We start from the raw sequence: 20,699 nt of genomic DNA on the forward strand, positions 1-20,699 counted from the left end.
GTCAGGGGCGGCCCGCCGGTGCCGGCGCCGTGGACCGGTCGCCGTAGCGGTGGGCCCACGGCAGGGCCTCCTCCAGTGCGGCCGATACGCCGAGCAGGAGGTCCTCGCGGCCCCAGCCGGCGGTGAGCGAGACCCCGAGCGGCAGGCCCTGCGAACTCCAGCCCAGCGGAAGGCTGATGGCCGGGAACCCGGTGGCGTTCGCCAGGACGGTGTTGCCCGTGAACGCGGTCATCGCGGCCAGCTCCGCCGCCGGGTCCGCGTCGTTGCGCAGCTGCCCGACGAGCGTCGGCGGGGTCGTCACGGTCGGGGTGATCACCACGTCCGCGTTCGCGTGGTCGAACGACCAGGCGCGGGCGCGGGCCTGGACGACTCCGATCGCGGCGGCCAGCTCGCCGGAGGTGAACTCCTGGGAACGGGAGCGGAGATGGCGGACGATCGGGCGCAGGGACGACTCCTCGAACGCCATGGTCCTGGACCCGACCAGCGCCGTGAACATCACTTGGAAACCCTCGGTGAGCTCGGGGTCCGGCGCCTGGTCCCGGGCGAACACGTCATGGCCGAGCCCGGCCAGCGCACGGGCGGTGAGTTCGGCGGCGGCGGCGACCTCGGGATCCACGGGGGAGCCCGAGACCGACCCCTGGGCCAGCGCGATCCGTAGCCGTGGCACGGGTGCGTCGCACGCGCGCTCGTAGCTGTCGACCCGGGGCGGATGCACGGTGCCGACGCCGGTACGGGTGGTCAGCGCGTCGAGGAACGCGGCGGTGTCGCGGACGGTGCGGGCGAGCGGACCCCGTACGGAGAGCCCCATCCCGTCATTGCCGGCCGGGCCCGCGGTGACGAGTCCGCGGCTGGGTTTGAGCCCGACCACCCCGCAGGCGCTCGCGGGGGAGCGCACCGAACCGGCGGTGTCGCTGCCCTGCGCGATCGGCACCAGCAGTGCGCCGACCGCCGCGGCCGCGCCGCCACTGCTGCCGGCCGCGCTGCGGGTGAGGTCGAAGGGACTGCGCGCCGGGGCGGACACCTCGGGCTCGGTGTAGCAGGCCGCCCCGAACTCGGGAACGGTGGTCTTGCCGAGGCTGATCAGCCCGGCGCCGGCCATGACCTCGACGATCTCGTCGTTGTGCCCGGGAATCCAGTCGCGGAACAGCGCGGAACCCAGCGTGGTGCGCACGCCCTCGGTGGCTTCCAGATCCTTGACCGCGGTGGGTACGCCGAACAGGCGCGGCAGTCCGGTGCGGTCCGCCGTGCGCAGGACGCGTTCGGCCCCGGCCGCCGCGACGCGGGCCCGGTCGGCCGACACGGTGGTGAACGCCCCCACCCGGTCGCCGTCCCCGATCCTGGCCAGCAGATGGTCCACGACTTCGGTGGGACTGGTTTCGCCGCACTGGTAGGCGGCGGCCAGCTGAAGAGCGGTGAGGTCGTGCAATTCCGTCATGGGCGCTCCCATTGCCGTTTCGTTACGCGTATCGATATGGTGCGGGCATGGTGGGCGAGAAGGCAAGCACTCGGAAGAACGGCCGTCCCCGGGCGGTGACGCTCGATGCGATCCTGGACGCGGCGACCGAACTGGCCGACGACCAGGGGCTCGATGCCGTGAGCTTCCGCGCGCTGGCCGACCGGCTGGACGTGTCAGCGATGGCGATCCACCGCACGACGGGCGGTATCGACGCGCTCCAGCACGCGCTGGTGTCCCGGATCGTCGGCGAGGTGACCCGTTCGGTGGACTGGCCGGACGACTGGCGCGGCGTCGTCCGGCTGTTCGCGGACACGCTCCACGACCTGCTCATGCGGCACCCCGTCATCCTGGAGGCGCACCGCCGCGCCTCCCTCGTCGGGCCCGGCGCCGACGACGTCGCGTACCGGGTCGTGGCGGCGCTGCGCAGTGCGGGGCTCGACGAGGAGGCCGCCGCGTACGCGTACGGCACCCTGCACGACTTCGTCACCGGCCATGTGGCGATCCGCCTCGGCCGCGGCGATCCGGAACTGCACCAGCTCCCGCCGGAACGCCGGGCCGCCTCGGTGTTCGCGGACCACCACGACTACGACCGCCGGTTCTCCTTCGGCCTCGACTTCATCATCGGCGGAATCGCCGCCGCTGCCGCCAACCCCGTATCCCACGAGGAGCAGAGATGACCCCCTCCCCGCCGGACCTGCCGAAGACGCCGGAGACGGACCTGCCGGAGACGCATCGCCTGACGGCCCCGAACGGGCGCCGCATCACGTACTGCTCCTACGGCGACCCCGCCGCCCCGCCCGTGATCGTGCTCCACGGCACCCCCGGCAGCCGTTATGAGGGCCTCGCGCTGCGGCAGGCGGCGGCGGACGAGGGCCTGCATCTGGTCTTCCCGGACCGTCCGGGCTACGGCGGGACCGACCCTATGCCCGGCCGCGGCTTCCACCGCTGGAACGACGACTTCGTGGCCCTGCTCGACCACCTCGGCCACGAGCGGGCTCCGCTCGTGGCGATCTCGGGCGGCGGCGGGTACGCGCTCTCGGCGGCCCAGAAGCACCCCGAGCGGGTCACGAGGCTGATCCTCGCGTGCGCCGCCGTTCCCGGGGCTCCCCGCGAGGCGTACGCGCGCCGGATCCCGCTGGTCAAGTGGCTGAACCGGATCGTCGTCTGGGCCCCGGCGATCGCCCGGCCGATGCTCGCCGGGAAGGGGATCTTCAAGAAGACCAGGCACGAGCCGAACCTCGACGCCTGGCCCCGCTCCGACCGGCTGATCATGAGCACCCCCGCCTTCCGGGCCCTGTCCGAGGTGGACACGGCCGAGGGCCAGCGCCAGGGCGTGGACGCGGCCATCACCGACCTCGCCGGCTACTCCCGCCCGCTGCCGGACCCGCTGGGCTCGGTCTCCGTGCCGACCCTCTTCCTGCACGGCGAGGCGGACGGCAACGTCCCCGTCGAGGTGGCGCGCTGGGCGCACGCGCAGATTCCCGGCGCCGAGCTGCGCACCGTCCCCGACGGCGGTCATCTGTTCCTCCTCGCGGACCCGGAGCCGCTCCTGCGGGAACTGACCTGAGCGGTGGGCCCGGTGGTGTGAGGATGGCCGTCATGACATGGACGGCACCTCGCATCACACGTACGACGGCCGACGGCGACCAGCTGAACGTCCCGGGCACCGCGGACGAGCGGGTCATGCTGGCGGGCTGGCTCCGATGGCACCGGGAGACGCTGCTCACCAAGTGCGCCGGGCTGACCCCGGCGCAGCTCGCCCGCACCGCTGCCGAGCCCTCAAGTCTCACCCTCCTCGGCCTGGTGCGGCACATGGCGGAGATCGAACGCTGGTGGTTCCGCCGGAGCTTCGCGGGCGAGCCGATCGGTGACGTCTTCACCGGTCCGGGCGACGGTGACGAGGGCATCGAGGGCGTCGACGCCGCACACGCCGAGCGCGACTTCGCCGCCTATCGCGCCGAGGTCGAGGCGTGCGAGGCCGCCGTGGCGGGGCGCGGTCTCGACGAGACGTTCGTGTCCGCCACCCGTGGCCGGACCGTCAGCCTGCGCTGGGTGTACCTGGTGATGATCCAGGAGTACGCCCGCCACAACGGCCACGCGGACCTGCTGCGCGAGCGGACCGACGGCGCCACGGGCGACTACCCCGCACAGCGATGACGGTGGCCGGCCCCCCGGGAGGGGGCCGGCCACTCTTGTTCCGCTTCCGCGAGGCGTACGGTGCCGCGCCTCAGCCCGTGTCCGCCTCCGGCGGATAGACGGCCGCGTGGGCCGACCGGAACAGGGCATCGGCCTCCTGGCCGCTGAGCCCCTGTGCCCGTGCCTGGTCCAGCCACTCGACGAGTGACGTGTGCAAGGGGGAGTCGGCGGCCGCCTGGGGCAGGACCAGGGAGCGGGTGATGAAGGTGCCCGCCCCCTGCCGGACCTCGGCGAGGCCCGCGCGCTCCAGCTCGCGGTACGCCTTGAGGGTGGTGTTCGGGTTGACCTTGGTCTCGGCCGCTACCTGAGCGGCCGTGGGCAGCCGGTCACCCTCCTCCAGGGCGCCCATGCGCAGCGCCTGTTCGACCTGCCGCACGATCTGGAGGTACGTCGCCACTCCGCTGCGCCGGTCGATACGGAACACGACCACTGCCTTCACCTCCCCTTCGACTGCCGGAACCCTGTGTACCTGCGGTCGCAGGTCCTAGAGGGGCCGACGGGACACCCGCCACAGGACGAACGCGGTGAGTACGGCGGTACCCGCGAGCAGGATGCCCGCCCCGGTCCACTGCATGGCCGGCATCTGGTCGAAGCCGAGGTACTCGTACACATTGTTGACGATGCCGTGCTTCTTGACGCACGCGTCGGAGGCCGCCTCGGTCTCCTTGGCGCACAGGCCCCAGCCGTAGAGATGGCCGTCGGCGGAACCGATCCAGCGGTCCACCTCGAGCGATTCGTTCAGCCGCGAGGGCATGTCCGCGTCGAGCGGGTAGGTGATCGTGCGGGTCGGGGCGAGGTGGACGATCATCTGGTCCCAGACGACCCCGGCGGCCCCGGCGAAGACGAAGGTGATCGCCATGGACATCAGGACGCGGCGGACCAGCACACCGATGGTGATGCCCGCGGCGGTCATGAAGAGACAGAGCGCGGGGAGCACCGGGCCGGTGGCATCGAACACCGACCCGTCCGCCCACTGGCTGGCGAACACCGAACGGTAGGGCTTCCACCACCAGGTGAACAGCGCCGAGAGCACCGAGGCGGTCACGAGCACCGCCGCGTAGACCCAGGCGAACTTCGTCGCCACCCAGCGGCTGCGTGACACGGACTGCGTGGTGACCAGCTGCGCGGTGCCCTGCTCCTGATCTCCCGCGATCAGCGGGGCGCCGACGAAGACGGCGAGGATCAGCGGCAGTCCGCCCAGCACGGTGATGACGAGACCCACACCGTCCGAGTCGAACGACGGCTGCGCCAGCTCCTTGCCCGGCCAGCCCGCGGCGTCCAGGAGGTCCTTCATGTGGCTGCGCTCGTAGACGATCCAGATCGAGCCGAGGACGGTCACCGCCAGCAGGCTGAGCAGGGCGGCCCGGTGCTGGCGCACCACGAGCCAGCTCAGCCCGCGCAGCATGCGGGGCCGCGGGGCGCGCCCGGTCCTGGGGGCGTCGGTCAGGGTGGTGCTCATGAGATGTGGCTCCCTTCGGCCTCGGTACGGGCACCGGGTGTGTACAACGGGGGCGCGTCCGGCGAGCGGAGATGCGCCAGCAGCACCTCCTCCAGGCTGGGTTCGGAGACCACCCAGTCACCCGACAGGGGGCCGTTCGTCCGTACCAGCGCGTGGAACTGCCGGCCCTGGACGCGGCACTCGATCACGGTGTGCGGGGCCAGCGCGGCGGCCGGTTCCCCGTCCGAGGCGAGCCCGGTCACCAGCGCGTGGGCCGGGACGAGCGCGTCCGCGTCGCCCGCCATCCGGATCCTGCCGCCCGCGAGGACGAGCAGGTAGTCGCACATGTCCTCCAGCTCGGTGAGCATGTGGGAGGACATCACGACCGTGGTGCCGCGCTCGACGGCCTCCGACATCAGCAGGGTGCTCATGTCGTGGCGGGCCAGCGGGTCGAGGTCGGACATCGGCTCGTCGAGCAGCAGCAGATCGGGCCGCTTGCCGAAAGCCAGCGCGAACGCGACGCGGGTGCGCTGCCCGCCGGAGAGCGTGCCCACGCGGGCCTCCATCGGCACCTGGCCCGATCGCACGATCCGCTCGGCCGCGGCCATGTCCCAGCCGGGGTTGAGCTCGGCGCCCATGCGCAGCGTCTCGGCCACGGTGAACCGCTTGAACAGCGGCTTGTCCTGCCCGAGGAACGCGAACTTCGGCATCACCTCGGGATCGTCCACGGGTACGCCGAAGACCCGGAGGTCACCTCCCGTGGGCTGCACCTGACGGGTCGCGATCCCCAACAGGGTGCTCTTCCCGGCGCCGTTCGGGCCGACGAGACCGCAGATCCGGCCGGCCGGCAGCCGGAACGAGATGTTCTGCAGCGCCCAGCCGCGACCATAGCGCTTACCCAGGCCGCGAGCCTCCAGAGCCCATGCGCCGGACGCGCCGTCCGGAGTGAATGCGTCTGCCATGCACTTCGCCTCAATTCCATTAGTCAATTAATGGAATCATGGTCTGGGGTGGTGGAAAGTGTCAAGGAGCGCCCGGTGGGACCCTGTGCGGATGTCCGTATTGCGCCTGTTCAGGGTGTGCGTCGCACTCTCTTCGGAGGACTGGACCATTGAACGTCTCCGAGGCTCTGGCCTGGCGGTTCTCGGGCGCGTACCGTGACCCGGCATGAAGATCCTGATCAGTGCGGACATGGAAGGCGCCACCGGTGTGACCTGGCCGGCCGATGTGCTGCCGGGTACTCCTCAATGGGAGCGGTGCCGTGCCATGTTCACCTCCGACGTGAACGCGGCGGCGCTCGGCTTCTACGACGGCGGTGCGGACGAGGTCCTCGTCAACGAGGCCCACTGGTCCATGCGCAACCTCCTGCTGGAGCGGCTCGACGACCGGGTCCAGATGCTCACCGGCCGGCACAAGTCCCTCTCCATGGTCGAGGGAATCCAGCACGGCGACATCGACGCCATCGCCTTCGTCGGCTACCACACGGGCGCCGGCGCCGAGGGCGTCCTCGCCCACACCTATCTGGCGAACTCCATCACCGGAGTCTGGCTCAACGGCGCCCGCGCGAGCGAGGGACTGCTCAACGCACATGTCGTGGCTGAGTACGGGGTGCCCGTCGTCCTCGTCACCGGCGACGACCTGACCTGCGTGGACGCCGAGGGCTACGCACCCCGGGCCCGCAAGGTCGCCGTCAAGGACCATGTGTCGCGGTACGCGGCGGTCTGCCGCACCCCGGCCCGTACCGCGGCGGACATCCGCGCCGCGGCGAAGGACGCCGCCGCGCTCGCCGTGCGGCACACACCGGTGGAGGGCGGCCCCTTCACCGTGGAGCTGGAGTTCGACGCAGAGCACCTGGCCCAGGCGGCCACCGTCGTCCCCGGGGTGGCACCCAGCGGCGAACGGCGCGTCGCCTACACCAGCGCGACGATGTACGAAGGTATCCGCACGTTCAAGGCGGTGACGACGATCGTGTCGTCCGCCGTGGAGGAACAGTATGGCTGAGGCGACCCGCCCCCAGGAGAGCGTCGACCAGCAGGCGCTCGACGAATCGGTGACGTTCACTTCCGAACTGATCCGGATCGACACGACCAACCGCGGCGACGGCGACTGCCGCGAACGCCCGGCCGCCGAGTACGTCGCCGAGCGGCTGGCCGCCGCCGGACTGGAACCCACCCTGCTGGAGCGCACCCCCGGACGCACCAATGTGGTCGCCCGGATTCCCGGCACCGACCCGTCCGCCGACGCCCTGCTCGTCCACGGCCACCTCGACGTGGTCCCGGCCGAGGCGGCCGACTGGTCCGTGCACCCGTTCTCCGGAGAGGTCCGCGACGGTGTCGTCTGGGGGCGCGGCGCCATCGACATGAAGAACATGGACGCGATGGTCCTGGCCGTCGCACGCGCCTGGGCACGGGCCGGGGTCCGCCCCCGCCGCGACATCGTGATCGCGTACACCGCCGACGAGGAGGCCAGCGCCGACGACGGCTCCGGCTTCCTCGCCGACCGGCACGCCGAGCTCTTCGACGGCTGTACGGAGGGCATCAGCGAATCCGGCGCCTTCACCTTCCACGGCGGACCGGACATGCCGCTCTACCCGATCGCCGCGGGCGAGCGCGGCACCGCCTGGCTGAAGCTCACCGCGCACGGCAAGGCCGGGCACGGCTCCAAGGTCAACACGGCCAACGCGGTCAGCGCACTGGCCGCCGCCGTCTCCCGGATAGGCGAGCACGAATGGCCCGTCCGGCTCACCCCGACGGTCCGCGCCGCGCTCACCGAGATCGCCGCCCTGCACGGCATCCACCCCGACCTCGACGCCCCCGGCTTCGACGTGGACGAACTGCTCGGCAAGCTCGGCCCCGCCGCCGACCTGGTCGCACCGACCGTCCGCAACAGCTCCAACCCGACCATGCTGGAGGCCGGGTACAAGGTCAACGTGATCCCGGGCCACGCCACCGCCTTCGTCGACGGCCGAATGGTGCCCGGCGGCGAGGACGAGTTCCACGCCACCCTGGACCGGCTGACCGGCCCCGACGTCGACTGGGAATTCCACCACCGCGAGGTCCCGCTCCAGGCCCCGGTCGACTCGCCGACGTTCGCGAAGCTGCGTGCCGCGATCGAGCGCTTCGACCCGGCAGGCCACGTCGTGCCGTACTGCATGTCGGGCGGCACGGACGCCAAGCAGTTCTCCCGGCTCGGCATCACCGGCTACGGCTTCTCGCCGCTGAAGCTGCCCGTCGGTTTCGACTACCAGGCGCTGTTCCACGGCGTCGACGAACGCGTCCCCGTCGAGGCACTGCACTTCGGCGTCCGCGTCCTCGATCACTATCTGCGTACTGCCTGACCGCTACAGGGGGAATCGATGAAGCTGCCCACCGGGGCCCACGGAACCTGGCCGTCGCCGATCGACGCCGCGCTCGCCGCCTCCCACGACGGACGCCCGGAGTACGTCGGCACCGTCGGCGACGAGGTGTGGTGGACGGAGCCGCGCCCCGCCGAGGCGGGCCGCCGCGCCCTGGTCCGCCGCCGGGCGGACGGGGACGCCCAGTGCGTGCTGCCCGCTCCGTGGAACGTACGGAGCCGGGTCATCGAGTACGGCGGCCGGCCCTGGGCCGGGACCGCGCGCGCCGCGGGCGGCCCGCTGGTCGTCTTCGTCCACTTCGCCGACCAGCGGCTGTACGCCTACGCCCCCGACGGCACCGACGAGCCCTGGCCGCTCACCCCGGTCTCGGCCGTCGGCGGCGGGCTGCGCTGGGCCGACCCGCAGCTCCACCCCGACCGGGGCGAAGTGTGGTGCGTCCTGGAGGAGTTCACCGGCGAGGGCCCCACCGAGCTGCGCCGGGTGATCGCCGCCGTACCGCTGGACGGCTCGGCCGCATGCGACCGCTCCGCCGTACGCGAACTCACCGACGACAGCCGCCGGTTCGTCACCGGGCCGAAGCTCTCGCCGGATGGGCGACAGGCGGCCTGGATCGCCTGGGACCACCCCCGGATGCCGTGGGACGGCACCGAGGTGATGCTCGCGGACGTCGCCGAGGACGGCACCTTCCACCGCCCCCGGGCCATCGGCGGCGGCCCCGAGGAGTCGGTGCCGCAGATCGAGTGGGGCGCCGACGGGCAGCTCGTCCTCGCCAGTGACCGCAGCGGCTGGTGGAACCTGTACCGCGCCGACCCGCACGGGGGCGCGGTCGCGCTCTGTCCCCGCGAGCAGGAGTTCGCCGGACCGCTCTGGAAGATCGGCCTCAGCTGGTTCCGGCCGCTGGACAACGGCCTGATCGCCGCCATCCACGGCAAGGGCACCACCACGCTCGGCATCCTCGACCCGCAGACCGGCGAACTGGTCGATGTCGCAGGGCCCTGGACCGAGTGGGCCGAGACGCTCGCCGTGCACGGCAGCCGGGTCATCGGCGTCGCCGCGAGCCCGTACAGCGCGTTCGAAGTGGTGGAACTGGACACCGCGACCGGCCGTACCCGCGTCATCGGGGCACCGCACCAGGACGCCGTCGACCCCGCGTACTACCCGCGGCCCGAGCAACGCACCTTCACCGGGCCCGACGGACGCGAGATCCACGCCCACATCTACCCGCCGCGCAGCCCCGACCGGTCCGGCCCCGAGGACGAACGGCCGCCCTACGTGGTCTGGGCGCACGGCGGCCCCACCGGCCATGCCGCACTCGTACTCGACCTGGAGATCGCCTACTTCACCTCGCGGGGCATCGGCGTCGCCGAGGTGAACTACGGCGGCTCCACCGGCTACGGCAGGACCTACCGCAACCGGCTGCGCGAGCAGTGGGGCGTCGTCGACGTCGAGGACTGCGCGGCCGTCGCCGCGGCACTGGCCGACGAGGGCACGGCCGACCGGCGGCGGCTCGCCATCCGGGGCGGCAGCGCCGGCGGCTGGACCACCGCGGCCTCGCTGACCGGTACCGATGTCTACGCCTGCGGGACGATCATCTATCCCATCCTCGACCTGACCGGCTGGGGCACCGACGAGACCCATGACTTCGAGTCGCAGTACCTGGAGTCCCTGGTCGGCCCGCTCGCCGAAGTCCCGGACCGCTACCGTGAACGCTCGCCGGTCGGCCGCACCGACCGGCTGACCACGCCCTTCCTCCTCCTCCAGGGGCTGGACGACCCGATCTGCCCGCCCGTCCAGTGCGAGCGGTTCCTGGCCGCGCTCGACGGACGCGGCATCCCGCACGCGTATCTCACCTTCGAGGGCGAGGGCCACGGCTTCCGGCGCGCCGACACCATGATCCGCGCACTGGAGGCCGAACTCTCCCTGTACGCACAGACCTTCGGGATCGACCGCGCCGACGTACCGCGGCTGGAGCTGAAGAAGTGACCCTCGCACCGCTGACCCGCCCGGCCCGGCTGCGCCCGGGAGCCAGGATCGCCGTCGTGTCACCGAGCGGGCCGGTGCCCGCCGACCGGCTTGAGGCGGGCCTGGACGTACTGCGCGGCTGGGGCCTGGACCCCGTCGAGGCACCGCATGCGCGCCAGGTCCATCCCGAGCTGGACTACCTCGCCGGCACCGACGAGGCGCGGGCCAGGGATCTCCAGGAGGCCTGGTGCGATCCGGCCGTGGACGCGGTGATCTGCGCCCGCGGCGGATACGGCGTGCACCGGATGGTCGACCTGGTCGACTGGGCGGCGATGCGCGCGGCCGGGCCGAAGGTGTTCGTCGGATACAGCGACATCACCGTGCTCCACGAGGCGTTCGCCCGGCGCATGGGGCTCGCCACCCTGCACGGCCCGATGGCCGGCACCGAGACCTTCCTCAAGGACCCGGACACCCAGGAGTCCCTGCGGGCCACCCTGTTCGAGCCCGATTCGGTACGGACCCTCGGACTGCCCACCGCGCGGGCGCTGGTCCCCGGCAGGGCCCGCGGCATCACCTACGGCGGCTGTGTGAGTCTGCTCGCCGCCGACCTCGGCACCCCGCACGCCCGGACCTCGGCCCGGGGCGGGCTGCTGGTGATCGAGGACACCACCGAGGACCCGTACAGCATCGACCGCATCCTCACCCAGCTGCTGCGGGCCGGGGCGCTCGACGGGGTGTCCGGGGTGGTCTGCGGCTCCTGGGCGGGCTGCGGTCCGTACGAGAAGGTGCGGGCGGTACTCGCCGACCGGTTCGGCCCGCTGGGCGTACCCGTCGTCGAGGAGCTGGGCTTCGGGCACGGACCGACGGCGCTCACGATTCCGCTCGGCGTGCCCGCCGTGCTGGACGCCCCGGCCGACGGCGGTCCCGCCACGCTCACCGTCGAGTTGTCGGCGCTGCGCTGAACGGCGCCGTATCGCAAAGAAGTTGAGCGTTGTTCAGGAAACGCCGACCCGGGCGTTGACATCACTATGACACGTGTCACAGCATGAGCGCGGTCCATTGCTTACCGGTCGGTAAGGTGCTCTCGGTGTGGAGGTCTTCGTGTCGCGTGCTGTTTCCCGCCCCCGGTCCGGCTACCGGACGTTCTCCCGGAAGTCGGTCGCCTATGTGGCCGGAGCCGCGCTCGCCGCACCGCTGGTCCTCACCGGTGCGGCGCGGGCGACCGCTGCCGAGGCCGGCCAGTACACCGTCACCCCACTGAAGTTCACCCTTCGGGCGGGAGGTCGCTCCTGCACCGTCGATGCCGATCTGTACCGCCCCGCCGGGGTCGACGCACAGCACCCGGCCCCCGCCGTACTCGCCACCAACGGTTTCGGCGGCAGCAAGTCGGACGGCTCGACCGACGCCATCGGCAAGGCCTTCGCCTCCCGCGGCTATGTCGGCCTCGTCTACTCCGGCCTCGGCTTCGGCAAGTCGGGCTGTCTCATCACCCTCGACGACCCGGCCATCGACGGCAGGGCGGCCGCCGGACTCATCGACTTCCTCGCCGGGACCCGCGCCGCCGACGACGGCACCGAGGCCGACTACGTCACCTGGGACGGCAGGGGCGACCCCAGGGTCGGCATGATCGGCGGCTCCTACGGCGGTGCCATCCAGATGGCCACCGCTGCCGTCGACCGGCGCGTCGACGCCCTCGTACCGCTGATCACCTGGAACGACCTGGCGTACGCGCTCGCCCCGAACAACGCCGGTACGCGCAAGGGTGTTTCGTCCGACACCGCCGGGGTCTTCAAGTGGCAGTGGACCAACGGCTTCTATCTGATGGGGGAGGGGCAGACGGTCCTGAACGCCGGCCTCGACCCGTCCCGGTTCAACAACCTCACCTGCGTCCACTTCGCGTCACGGGCCTGCGACACCATCCGGCTGCTCAACTCCGGCCGCTATCCGGCGGACCGGACCGCCGCGATGCTCGACTACGCACGCAGCGTCTCGCCGGTCGACTACCTCGGCAAGGTCAAGGCACCCACACTGCTCGTCCAGGGCCAGGCCGACAGCCTGTTCAACCTGAACGAGGCCGCCGCCACATACGACACCCTCAAGGCACAGGGCACCACGGCCAAGATGATCTGGCAGGCCTGGGGGCACAGCGGCGGGCAGGTGCCCGGCGAACTCGACCTGGGCAAGGGCAACCTGGAGACCAGCTACGTCGGACAGCGGGTCCTCGCCTGGTTCGACCGCTACCTCCAGCACCGGAAGAACACCGACACCGGGCCCGACTTCGCCTACTACCGGGACTGGAAGAGCGGTTACGGCACCGCGGACTCCGTGCCGGCCCTCTCGCAGAAGGTGTACCTGTCCGGCGACGGCAAGCTCGTCGACAACCGGTCCAAGGTCGCCCGGGGCAGCCGTCAGTACGCCAACTGGCTCGTTCCCACCAGCCATTCGGAGAACTCGCTCGCCGGCCTGATCGGACTGCCCGACCCCAAGCCCTATGACACCAAGGGCACCTACCTCGGCTGGACCAGCGCCCCGCTGACGTCCCCCGTCGATGTCGTCGGCGCACCGAAGGCCACCCTGAAGGTGGTCTCGCCGAAGACGGAGCGGGTCCAGAACAGCGGCGACGCCGCCGACAAGCTCGTCCTGTTCGCCAAGGTCTACGACGTCGCCCCGGACGGGAGCAGGACGCTGGTGAACCGGCTGGTCTCCCCGGTGCGGGTGCCGGACGTCACCCGCTCGTTCACCGTGCGGCTCCCGGGCATCGTCCACCGGTACGAAGCCGGACACCGGCTCGAATTCGTGATCGCGGCGAGCGACAGCGCGTACTCGGGCAACCGGGGAATCAAGCCGGTCACGGTGGTCAGCGCCCCGGAGGACACCGGCGTGCTGGAGCTTCCGGTGGTCGGCGGCCGGCTCAAGTGACGCGGCCCGGTCGAGGTCAGGCCGGCCGGGCCTGCCCGGCCCCGACCACCCGCAGATACGCCTGCGCGGAGTCGCGCGTCCGGATCTCGACGGGCAGCAGGATGTGCCGTACCTCGTGCGGACCGTCCGGGTTCCGGATGCGCTGCGCGAGCAGCTCCATCGCCCGGCGGCCCATCTCCCGGGAGGGGAGGCGGGCGGCGGCCGAGAACATGCCCCCGGTCTGCTTCAGCCGGATATCCGTCGAGGTCACCGACGCCCCGCTGCTCGACATCACCTCGCGCCGTCTGCTCTTCGCCCAGGGCGCGGACCAGGGCCCGATCACCTTCGCCTCCGCGGCCGACCGGGTCGGCTGGACCATCGGCGACGCGAACGGCGTGCCCCTGAAGTCCGGCACGGCGCAGGTCGCGTCGGGCAAGGCCGCCCTCGACATCAAGGATCTCGGCCCCGGCTACTACACGCTCACCGCCACTGCCGACTCCGGCGCCCCGGTGACGCGGACCACCTCGTTCGGCGGCGTCACCCCGGCGCCCGCCAAGGATCCCTACTACGCCGTGGCCATGCACTACGGCTGGCAGCCGGGGTGGGAGGACACACTGCTCGATTCCGCCGCCACCGTGGGCTGGAGCGAGGTCAGATCCGATGTCAACTGGTCGGTGGAGAAGCAGAAGGGCGTCTACGACTTCGGCGCCTACCCCCTCGACGCGGGGCTGAAGAACGCGGCGAAGCGCGGCATCAGGACCATGCCGATCCTCGGATACCGCAACCCGCTCTACGACGGCGGCAAGACACCGAGCTCCCCCGAGGGGCTGGCGGCCTTCGCCAGGTTCGGCGCGGCAGCGGCCGCTGCCTACGCCCCGTACACCAAGGACTTCTCCGTCTACAACGAGTTCAACGGGACCGGATTCAACGACGGAGCCTGCGGCATCACCGCCAAGTGCTATATCGACATGGCCAAAGCGGTGAAGCAGGCCATGCCGGACGCCAATGTGGTGGGCCCCACCTCGGCCGGCACCCAGCTCGCCCGGCACGACGACTTCATCGCCCGCGGCGGCCTGGACTACCTCGACACCTTCAGCGTCAACTACTACAGCAGCGCGGGCGACGCGCCCGGCACGCCGCCGGAGGAGATCAAGGCACTCGGGGAGTTCACACAGCTGGTGAAGAAGGTCGAGGCGCGCAAGAAGATGCCGATCTGGGTCACCGAGAACGGTTGGCCCACGAACACCGGCGGTTGGAGCGAGACCCAGCAGGCCGACTATCTGATCCGCGCCCAGACGCTCTCCGGAACCATCCGCTACACCCACACGGACCAGGACCTGATCCTGGACGCGGTCATCAAGGACGACGTGCACAACGCGGACCGGATGGAACCTTCGGCGGCCTGGCAGGTCGACTCCATCCAGTACGACCTCTACTCGGGCTTCCCCGGCACGCCCGACGGCAACCGGGTGGAGGTCGGTGCGGCGCTGCTGCCGAGCGGCCCCGTCGCCTACACCTGGGCCGCCCCGCCGGGGCAGCAGGCCGGGCCCACGCCGGGCGCGGACGTCTCCGTCGTGCGTGACGAGAAGGCCCGGACCACCACCTACCGGCTCGCCGTCCCCTGGACCTCGCTCGGATTCGACCGGCCGCCCACCGGGAGGTTCGGACTGTCGTTCCTCGTCAACGACGCCGACGCGGGCACCGCCACCGACGCGCGTGACGGCTACCTCCGCCTGTACACGGTCCACCCGGACGGCCGGGCGGCCCGCCTCGTCAGCGAGGGGGAACGGGACTGGCACTGCGACATCAGCCGCGACGGACGGTGGGCCGTCGTCGACACGACCGGTCCCCACGACGCGCCGGGCCGGGGCTGGCAGAACGCGGGACAGGTCTCCGACATCGTGCTCGTCGACGTCGCCACGGGTGCCCGTACGCCCCTGGCCCGGACGGCGGCCGACCGGCACCCCGGCACCCGCACCCGGTGTTCACGCCCGACGGCACGGCCGTCCTCCACAACCACGGCGATCCGTCGACCGGCGAGGTCGCGGTGGCCCGGGTCCCCGTGCCCCGGGCCGTGCCCTGAGGACCCGTTCCGAGGTACGCGCCCGCCAGGGATTCCGGGGCGGCCCGTAGGCTGGCGTGATGTCTGGGAGCGACTATCTGGCCGAGGGGCGGCGCACGGCCGTCCGCCCCTTCGCACTGGCCGATGCCGAGGAGTTCACCGCTCGGGCGCGGGAGAGCCGGGACTTGCACAGCCCCTGGCTCTTCCCGCCCGACGACGCCCGCGCGTACGCCGCCTACGCGGGCCGGCTCATCGACGACCCCACGAGGGCGGGCTTCCTCGTCTGCGAGCGCGGCGGCGGGAGCGGGCCCGCCGACGGGATCGCGGGGTTCATCAACATCAACAACATCGTCAGCGGCGCGTTCCGCTGCGGTGCGCTCGGATACGGGGCCTTCGCCCACGCGGCAGGACGCGGCCTGATGGGCGAAGGGCTGGACCTGGTCCTGCGGTACGCCTTCGGGCCGCTCGGTCTGCACCGCCTCGAAGCCAACATCCAGCCCGGCAACGAGGGTTCGCTCGCCCTCGTCCGACGGGCCGGATTCCGCCTCGAAGGCTTCTCGCCGGACTTCCTCTTCATCGACGGAGCCTGGCGCGACCACGAGCGGTGGGCCATCACCGCCGAGATGACCGGCGAGATGACCGGCAAGAAGTCCTAGGAAGCCTTTGACGCGGGCCGGGCCCCGCCCACCGCCGCGGACACCAGGGCGCCCGCTTCGGGCCCGGCCTGCACGACCGCGGTGCCGTCCGGCGCCCAGATGCCGGAGCCGCCCGATGTCCGTTCGTACGTTCCGCTCGGGCCCGCCGAGGTGGCCAGCACCGCCCACACCCCATGGCCGAGCGCCGTGCGGCTCATGTGTCCGTCGCGGCGGGCTGCCTGCTCGGGCCCGGGGCCGTAGAGGGTGCTCGCCACATAGGCGTCGATGCCGAGCGCGGCGGTGCCGGCGGCGTGTTCGGGAACCGCGGCGTCGTAGCACACCGCAAGCCCCAGCCGATGCCCGTCGACCACCAGGACCTGCGGCTTCTCGCCGGGGGTGAACCGGTCGGACTCCGCGCCGTGCAGCCACATCTTGCCGTACACGCATCGCGCGCCCTGTCCCGTGACGGCCAGGGTGGCGAGGTACTCGCGCCCGTCCGCGGCGCGCACCGGCGCCCCGGCCAGGGCCGTTGCCCCCGCCTCGCCGCAGGCCGTGACGAGCGGGCGCAGCCGGGGGTCGTCGGGGGACACGGCCTCGGCGGCGAGGTCGTAGCCGGTGAGCGAGAGCTCCGGGAAGACGACCAGCCGAGCCCCCGAACGCCGGACCGCCGCCGCGTGGGCCGCGGAGTTGGCGGCGACGTCGAGAGGAACGCAGGCGGGCTGGGCGACGGCGACGGTGAGCGGTACGGGGACGGGCACGGGTACTCCGGATCAGCCGGTCGGCCGGGCGTTCCGGGGCGGGCTGCCCCGGAGGGAGCGCAGGTCACCGACGCGAACAGGGTCGTGGCCAGCCTATCGAGCGGTCCCCGGCCGGTGCGGTCCCGGGCCGTGACCCGGGGCGGGGCGGGGTGGGGCGGTTCGGCAGTGGCCGGGCCTCGCGAACACGGTGATGCGGGCCCGGGTGACCGTCCGGTCGGTGCACTCCTCGAAGAACTCGTCGAGGGTGGCCCGCTTCACCACCTCGCGCGCGTCCGTCTCCAGCGGCCGGCCCGCCAGGTCGCGTACGACCACGATGCGTTCGTCGGCCAGCATGCGCTCCCGGATCCTGTCGGGCGGCAGTTCCCGGCCGGACAGCGTGCCCGACTCGACCGGCGTCCGTTCCAGGGCGAGGTCGGTCAGGGCCCGGAAGTCGTCCGGCCGGGCCAGTGTCCACACCCGCCTGCGGATCGGCGTGAACAGCAGCCCGTCGCCCGGCTCGGCGACCCTTCGGACCGTCCGGGCGATGGCGACGGCGTCGTTCTCGCGGCTCTCCGGCTTCCGCAGCGCGATGCTCACGGGTACGAGCGCGAGGAACAGCGCGGCCAGTGCCACCGCGCATGTCACACGCCGCACGGTGCCGACGGACCGGGCCGACCGCCCGAGCCGGTCCAGCATGGAGCCGGTCAGGAGGGCGAAGCCGATCGCCGAGGCCAGGACGTACCGGTCCACGTACAACGGGTGCAGCGGACTCGTCAGCATCAGCAGCGCGGGGGGCAGGATCAGCAGCGGGAGCGCCAGCTCGGACAACGGAATCGGACCGCGCGAAAGTCGCGCACCGGTCGCGAGCCGCGCACCGTGCGAAAGCCGGGGCACGCGGGCGAAGGCGACACCCAGCAGGGCCGTCACGACGAAGCCCAGCACCGCTCCGGCGTCCGGCGGGCCGATCCAGTCCACCTGCTCGGACTGCGTGGTGCTGAAGGCGGCCAACGGCAGGAGCCCGGCGAGCACCCCGCCCGCCGCGATGCTCCATGCCCGCCGCAGCGGGCGCTCCCGTCGCGTCCGGAAGACGGTCACACCATGGGCCATGACTATCAGTACGGCCAACTCGTGGAGCAGACAGGCCGTCAGTATCACCGCGCCGTAGGCCACCCAGCCCCTCAGCCGGGGCCGGGTGAGATTGCTGACGAGGAGCCAACTCGCCCAGGTGACCAGGGCGCAGACCAGGGCGTAGGACCGTCCCTCCTGCGCGTACCGCTGCACCGGTGGCAGCAGCGGGAACACCGCGCCCGCCAGCAGACCGGCCCGCGTCGCGCCGAGCCGGTGCCCGATCCTCACGATGCCGACCGCCGCCGCGGCCACCGCCAGCACCGACGGCAGCCGCAGCGCCACCAGGCCGCCGTCCCAGAGGGTGAACACCCCGCGCATCAGCAGGTAGTACAGGCCGTGCACCGCATCGATATGGCTCAGGGTGTGCCAGATCTGCGGCACATCGCGGTGTGCCATCGCATAGGTGACCGCCTCGTCGCCCCACAGGGTGCCCTGGCGGCGGATTCCCCAGAGCCCGACGAGCAGCGCCATCGCGCCGGGGGCCCACGGCGCCCACCGGCGCAGGGGGCTCCCGGACGGCGGTGGGCGGTGTTCCGTTCGCGCATCGGCGGGGGCGGAGGAGGAGTGCTCGACGAGAGAGATGACGTGCTCCGTCCGGTGGGGGTCTCTCACTCAGTTGATCGGCGGTGATCGACTGCTCGTTGATTGAACGACTGGGGGCGGCAGCCGGTCGCGCACGTCGCACCCACCACGGACCCCTTGCCCGGACCCTTCCACCCCACTGGCCGACCCCGGGTTGAGCAAGTCTTTACCGATGGCTGATTCGGGCTCCTTCCCGAGCCCACGAGCCGTTCCCGCAAGGGCTCCGGAGCACGGCGCTCCGTACAGGAAGCGGAAAACCGCGGCCGAAAATATGAGGGGCGTGCCCCCGTCCAGGTAACGGTCGTGTTGACCGTACGCAATCGCAGACAGACGCTCGTCATATAGCTGCTAAATACAACTGGTTCTGCCGGGCGGGACCGGATCGGGAGGACGCATATGTGTGGCATCGCCGGCTGGGTCTCCTTCGACCGCGATCTGCGGGCGGCCGAGGAGGTCGCGAAACTGGACGCGATGACGGAGACCATGTCCTGCCGGGGACCCGACGACCGGGGGACCTGGACCGCCGGTCACGCCTCGCTCGGACACCGGCGGCTCGCGATCATCGACCTGCCCGGCGGACGTCAGCCCATGACCGTCGACACACCCGAGGGGGCGGTCGCCCTCGTCTACTCCGGTGAGGCGTACAACTTCATCGAACTCCGCGGTGAACTGACCGCCCGCGGGCACCGGTTCACCACCGACTCGGACACCGAGGTGGTGCTGCGCGGCTATCTGGAGTGGGGCGAGGCCTTCGCCGAGCGGCTCAACGGCATGTACGCCTTCGCGATCTGGGACGGCCGCCACGACCGGCTCGTCATGATCCGCGACCGGATGGGCGTCAAGCCCTTCTACTACTGGCCGACACCCGACGGTGTGCTCTTCGGCTCGGAGCCCAAGGCCATCCTGGCCAATCCGCTGGCCAGGCCCCGGGTGACCCTCGACGGGCTGCGGGAGCTCTTCACCGTCGTCAAGACCCCCGGCCACGCCGTGTGGGACGGCATGTACGAGGTGGAGCCCGGCACGGTCGTCACCGTGGACCGCGGCGGCCTGCGCCGGCACGTCTACTGGCGGCTGGAGACCCGCCCGCACCCCGACGACCGGGACACCTCGATCGCCACCGTACGGTCGCTGCTCGACGACATCGTGCGCCGTCAGCTGGTCTCCGACGTACCCCGCTGCATCCTGCTCTCCGGCGGACTCGACTCGTCGGCGGTCACCGCACTCGCCGCCCGGCAGCTCGCCGAAAGCGGCGAGAAGGTCCGCACCTTCGCCGTCGACTTCGTGGGACGCACCGAGAACTTCGTCGCCGACGAGCTCCGCACCACCCCCGACACCCCGTTCGTGCACGACGTGGCCCAGCAGGCGGGCACCCTCCACCGGGACATCGTGCTCGACCCCGACACCCTCGCCGACCCCGAGGTACGGGCCCGGATGATCCGGGCCCGGGACATCCCCATGGGCCTCGGCGACATGGACGCCTCGCTCTATCTGCTCTTCCGGGCCATCCGCGAACACTCGACCGTCGCGCTGTCCGGCGAGTCCGCCGACGAGGTCTTCGGCGGCTACCTCCAGTTCTTCGACGAGGAGGCCCGCAGCGCCGACACCTTCCCCTGGCTGGTGCGGTTCGCCGAGCACTTCGGCGAGGACTCGGGCGTGCTCCGCGACGACCTCGGCCGGGCCCTCGACCTGGGGGCGTACGTCCGCGACAGCTACGAGACCGCCGTCGCCGGCATCGAACGCCTCACCGGCGAGAGCGACTTCGAGTACCGCATGCGCAAGATCTGTCACCTCCACCTGACCCGGTTCGTGCGCGTCCTGCTCGACCGGAAGGACCGCGCCAGCATGGCGGTCGGCCTGGAGGTCCGGGTGCCCTTCTGCGACCACCGGCTCGTCGAGTACGTCTACAACGCGCCCTGGGCCATCAAGTCCTTCGACGGCCGGGAGAAAAGCCTGCTGCGCGAGGCCACCGCGGATGTGCTGCCCCGGTCGGTGTACGACAGGACCAAGAGCCCCTATCCGTCGACCCAGGACCCCAAGTACGCCATCGCCCTGCAGGGGTACGCCCGCGAACTGCTCGCCCGCCCGGACCACCGCGTGTTCGACCTCGTCGACCGCGACCGGCTCCGCAGGGCGGCCGACCACCACGCGCCCCAGGTCACCTCGGCGTCCCGCCGCGGCCTGGAACGCACCCTGGACCTCGCCATGTGGCTGGATCTGTACGAGCCCGAACTGATCCTCGGCTGAACGGGC

The 20,699-nt window shown here is 71.9% G+C and carries 17 protein-coding genes; 10 read left to right on the forward strand and 7 right to left on the reverse strand.

Annotated elements, in window-relative coordinates; genetic code table 11:
* Position 1 precedes the first annotated feature (1 nt).
* Positions 2 to 1,435 carry an amidase gene (locus OG611_RS34300; RefSeq protein WP_266429196.1) on the reverse strand — a complete coding sequence of 478 codons (1,434 nt, stop codon included), beginning with the start codon at positions 1,433 to 1,435 and terminating at the stop codon, positions 2 to 4.
* 47 nt (positions 1,436 to 1,482) lie between these two features.
* Between OG611_RS34300 and OG611_RS34305 the strand changes: the two genes are divergently transcribed.
* From OG611_RS34305 to OG611_RS34315, 3 genes are read left to right on the forward strand one after another with little or no spacing between them, the layout of a single operon-like run.
* The gene (locus tag OG611_RS34305; RefSeq protein ID WP_266429198.1) at positions 1,483 to 2,133 is read left to right on the forward strand and encodes a TetR/AcrR family transcriptional regulator; all 651 of its coding nucleotides are present in this window, start codon (positions 1,483 to 1,485) and stop codon (positions 2,131 to 2,133) included.
* Positions 2,130 to 3,023, forward strand: a complete 894-nt coding sequence (locus tag OG611_RS34310; RefSeq protein ID WP_266429200.1) for an alpha/beta fold hydrolase — start codon at positions 2,130 to 2,132, stop codon at positions 3,021 to 3,023. The genes OG611_RS34305 and OG611_RS34310 overlap by 4 nt, the downstream gene beginning before the upstream one ends.
* A 32-nt stretch (positions 3,024 to 3,055) precedes the next feature.
* Positions 3,056 to 3,613, forward strand: a complete 558-nt coding sequence (locus OG611_RS34315; protein WP_266429202.1) for a DinB family protein — start codon at positions 3,056 to 3,058, stop codon at positions 3,611 to 3,613.
* A gap of 70 nt (positions 3,614 to 3,683) precedes the next feature.
* Here the strand turns inward: OG611_RS34315 and OG611_RS34320 are convergent, their stop codons facing one another.
* From OG611_RS34320 to OG611_RS34330, 3 genes are read right to left on the reverse strand one after another with little or no spacing between them, the layout of a single operon-like run.
* Positions 3,684 to 4,091 (reverse strand): GntR family transcriptional regulator, encoded by a 408-nt coding sequence (locus tag OG611_RS34320; RefSeq protein WP_266429204.1) that lies wholly within the window; start codon positions 4,089 to 4,091, stop codon positions 3,684 to 3,686.
* 45 nt (positions 4,092 to 4,136) lie between these two features.
* A complete protein-coding gene (locus OG611_RS34325) occupies positions 4,137 to 5,111 on the reverse strand; it encodes an ABC transporter permease subunit (RefSeq protein WP_266429206.1) in 975 nt (324 codons plus the stop codon).
* Positions 5,108 to 6,052 (reverse strand): ABC transporter ATP-binding protein, encoded by a 945-nt coding sequence (locus tag OG611_RS34330; RefSeq protein ID WP_266429208.1) that lies wholly within the window; start codon positions 6,050 to 6,052, stop codon positions 5,108 to 5,110. The genes OG611_RS34325 and OG611_RS34330 overlap by 4 nt, the downstream gene beginning before the upstream one ends.
* 205 nt (positions 6,053 to 6,257) lie before the next feature.
* Between OG611_RS34330 and OG611_RS34335 the strand changes: the two genes are divergently transcribed.
* The 5 genes from OG611_RS34335 to OG611_RS34355 all read left to right on the forward strand — a co-directional run bounded on the left by OG611_RS34335 (position 6,258) and on the right by OG611_RS34355 (position 13,326).
* Complete coding sequence (locus tag OG611_RS34335) at positions 6,258 to 7,091, forward strand: M55 family metallopeptidase (protein ID WP_266429210.1); 834 nt, start codon at positions 6,258 to 6,260, stop codon at positions 7,089 to 7,091.
* On the forward strand, positions 7,084 to 8,427 hold the full coding sequence (locus tag OG611_RS34340) for a M20/M25/M40 family metallo-hydrolase (RefSeq protein ID WP_266429212.1): 1,344 nt from the start codon (positions 7,084 to 7,086) through the stop codon (positions 8,425 to 8,427). Before OG611_RS34335 ends, OG611_RS34340 begins: the two co-directional genes overlap by 8 nt.
* An 18-nt stretch (positions 8,428 to 8,445) precedes the next feature.
* On the forward strand, positions 8,446 to 10,428 hold the full coding sequence (locus tag OG611_RS34345; protein WP_266429214.1) for a prolyl oligopeptidase family serine peptidase: 1,983 nt from the start codon (positions 8,446 to 8,448) through the stop codon (positions 10,426 to 10,428).
* Entirely contained in the window at positions 10,425 to 11,369 is a 945-nt protein-coding gene (locus tag OG611_RS34350) for an LD-carboxypeptidase (RefSeq protein WP_266429216.1), read from the forward strand. Before OG611_RS34345 ends, OG611_RS34350 begins: the two co-directional genes overlap by 4 nt.
* 205 nt (positions 11,370 to 11,574) lie before the next feature.
* Positions 11,575 to 13,326, forward strand: a complete 1,752-nt coding sequence (locus OG611_RS34355; protein ID WP_266431381.1) for a CocE/NonD family hydrolase — start codon at positions 11,575 to 11,577, stop codon at positions 13,324 to 13,326.
* Positions 13,327 to 13,342: 16 nt separating this feature from the next.
* On the opposite strand, the gene OG611_RS34360 is transcribed toward OG611_RS34355, so the two are convergent.
* Entirely contained in the window at positions 13,343 to 13,741 is a 399-nt protein-coding gene (locus OG611_RS34360) for a hypothetical protein (protein WP_266429218.1), read from the reverse strand.
* A gap of 1,706 nt (positions 13,742 to 15,447) precedes the next feature.
* On the opposite strand from OG611_RS34360, the gene OG611_RS34365 reads away from it, so the two are divergent.
* Positions 15,448 to 16,023, forward strand: a complete 576-nt coding sequence (locus OG611_RS34365) for a GNAT family N-acetyltransferase (RefSeq protein WP_266429219.1) — start codon at positions 15,448 to 15,450, stop codon at positions 16,021 to 16,023.
* Here OG611_RS34365 and OG611_RS34370 read toward each other — a convergent pair.
* The gene (locus tag OG611_RS34370) at positions 16,020 to 16,760 is read right to left on the reverse strand and encodes a carbon-nitrogen hydrolase family protein (protein WP_266429221.1); all 741 of its coding nucleotides are present in this window, start codon (positions 16,758 to 16,760) and stop codon (positions 16,020 to 16,022) included. The two genes, OG611_RS34365 and OG611_RS34370, sit on opposite strands and share 4 nt — an antisense overlap.
* 93 nt (positions 16,761 to 16,853) lie before the next feature.
* Positions 16,854 to 18,479 (reverse strand): glycosyltransferase family 39 protein, encoded by a 1,626-nt coding sequence (locus tag OG611_RS34375; protein WP_266429223.1) that lies wholly within the window; start codon positions 18,477 to 18,479, stop codon positions 16,854 to 16,856.
* A 366-nt stretch (positions 18,480 to 18,845) separates the two neighbouring features.
* Between OG611_RS34375 and asnB the strand changes: the two genes are divergently transcribed.
* The gene (asnB, locus tag OG611_RS34380; RefSeq protein ID WP_266429225.1) at positions 18,846 to 20,693 is read left to right on the forward strand and encodes an asparagine synthase (glutamine-hydrolyzing); all 1,848 of its coding nucleotides are present in this window, start codon (positions 18,846 to 18,848) and stop codon (positions 20,691 to 20,693) included.
* Positions 20,694 to 20,699: the final 6 nt, after the last annotated feature.

The organism is Streptomyces sp. NBC_01363, from assembly GCF_026340595.1.
GTDB lineage: Bacteria > Actinomycetota > Actinomycetes > Streptomycetales > Streptomycetaceae > Streptomyces.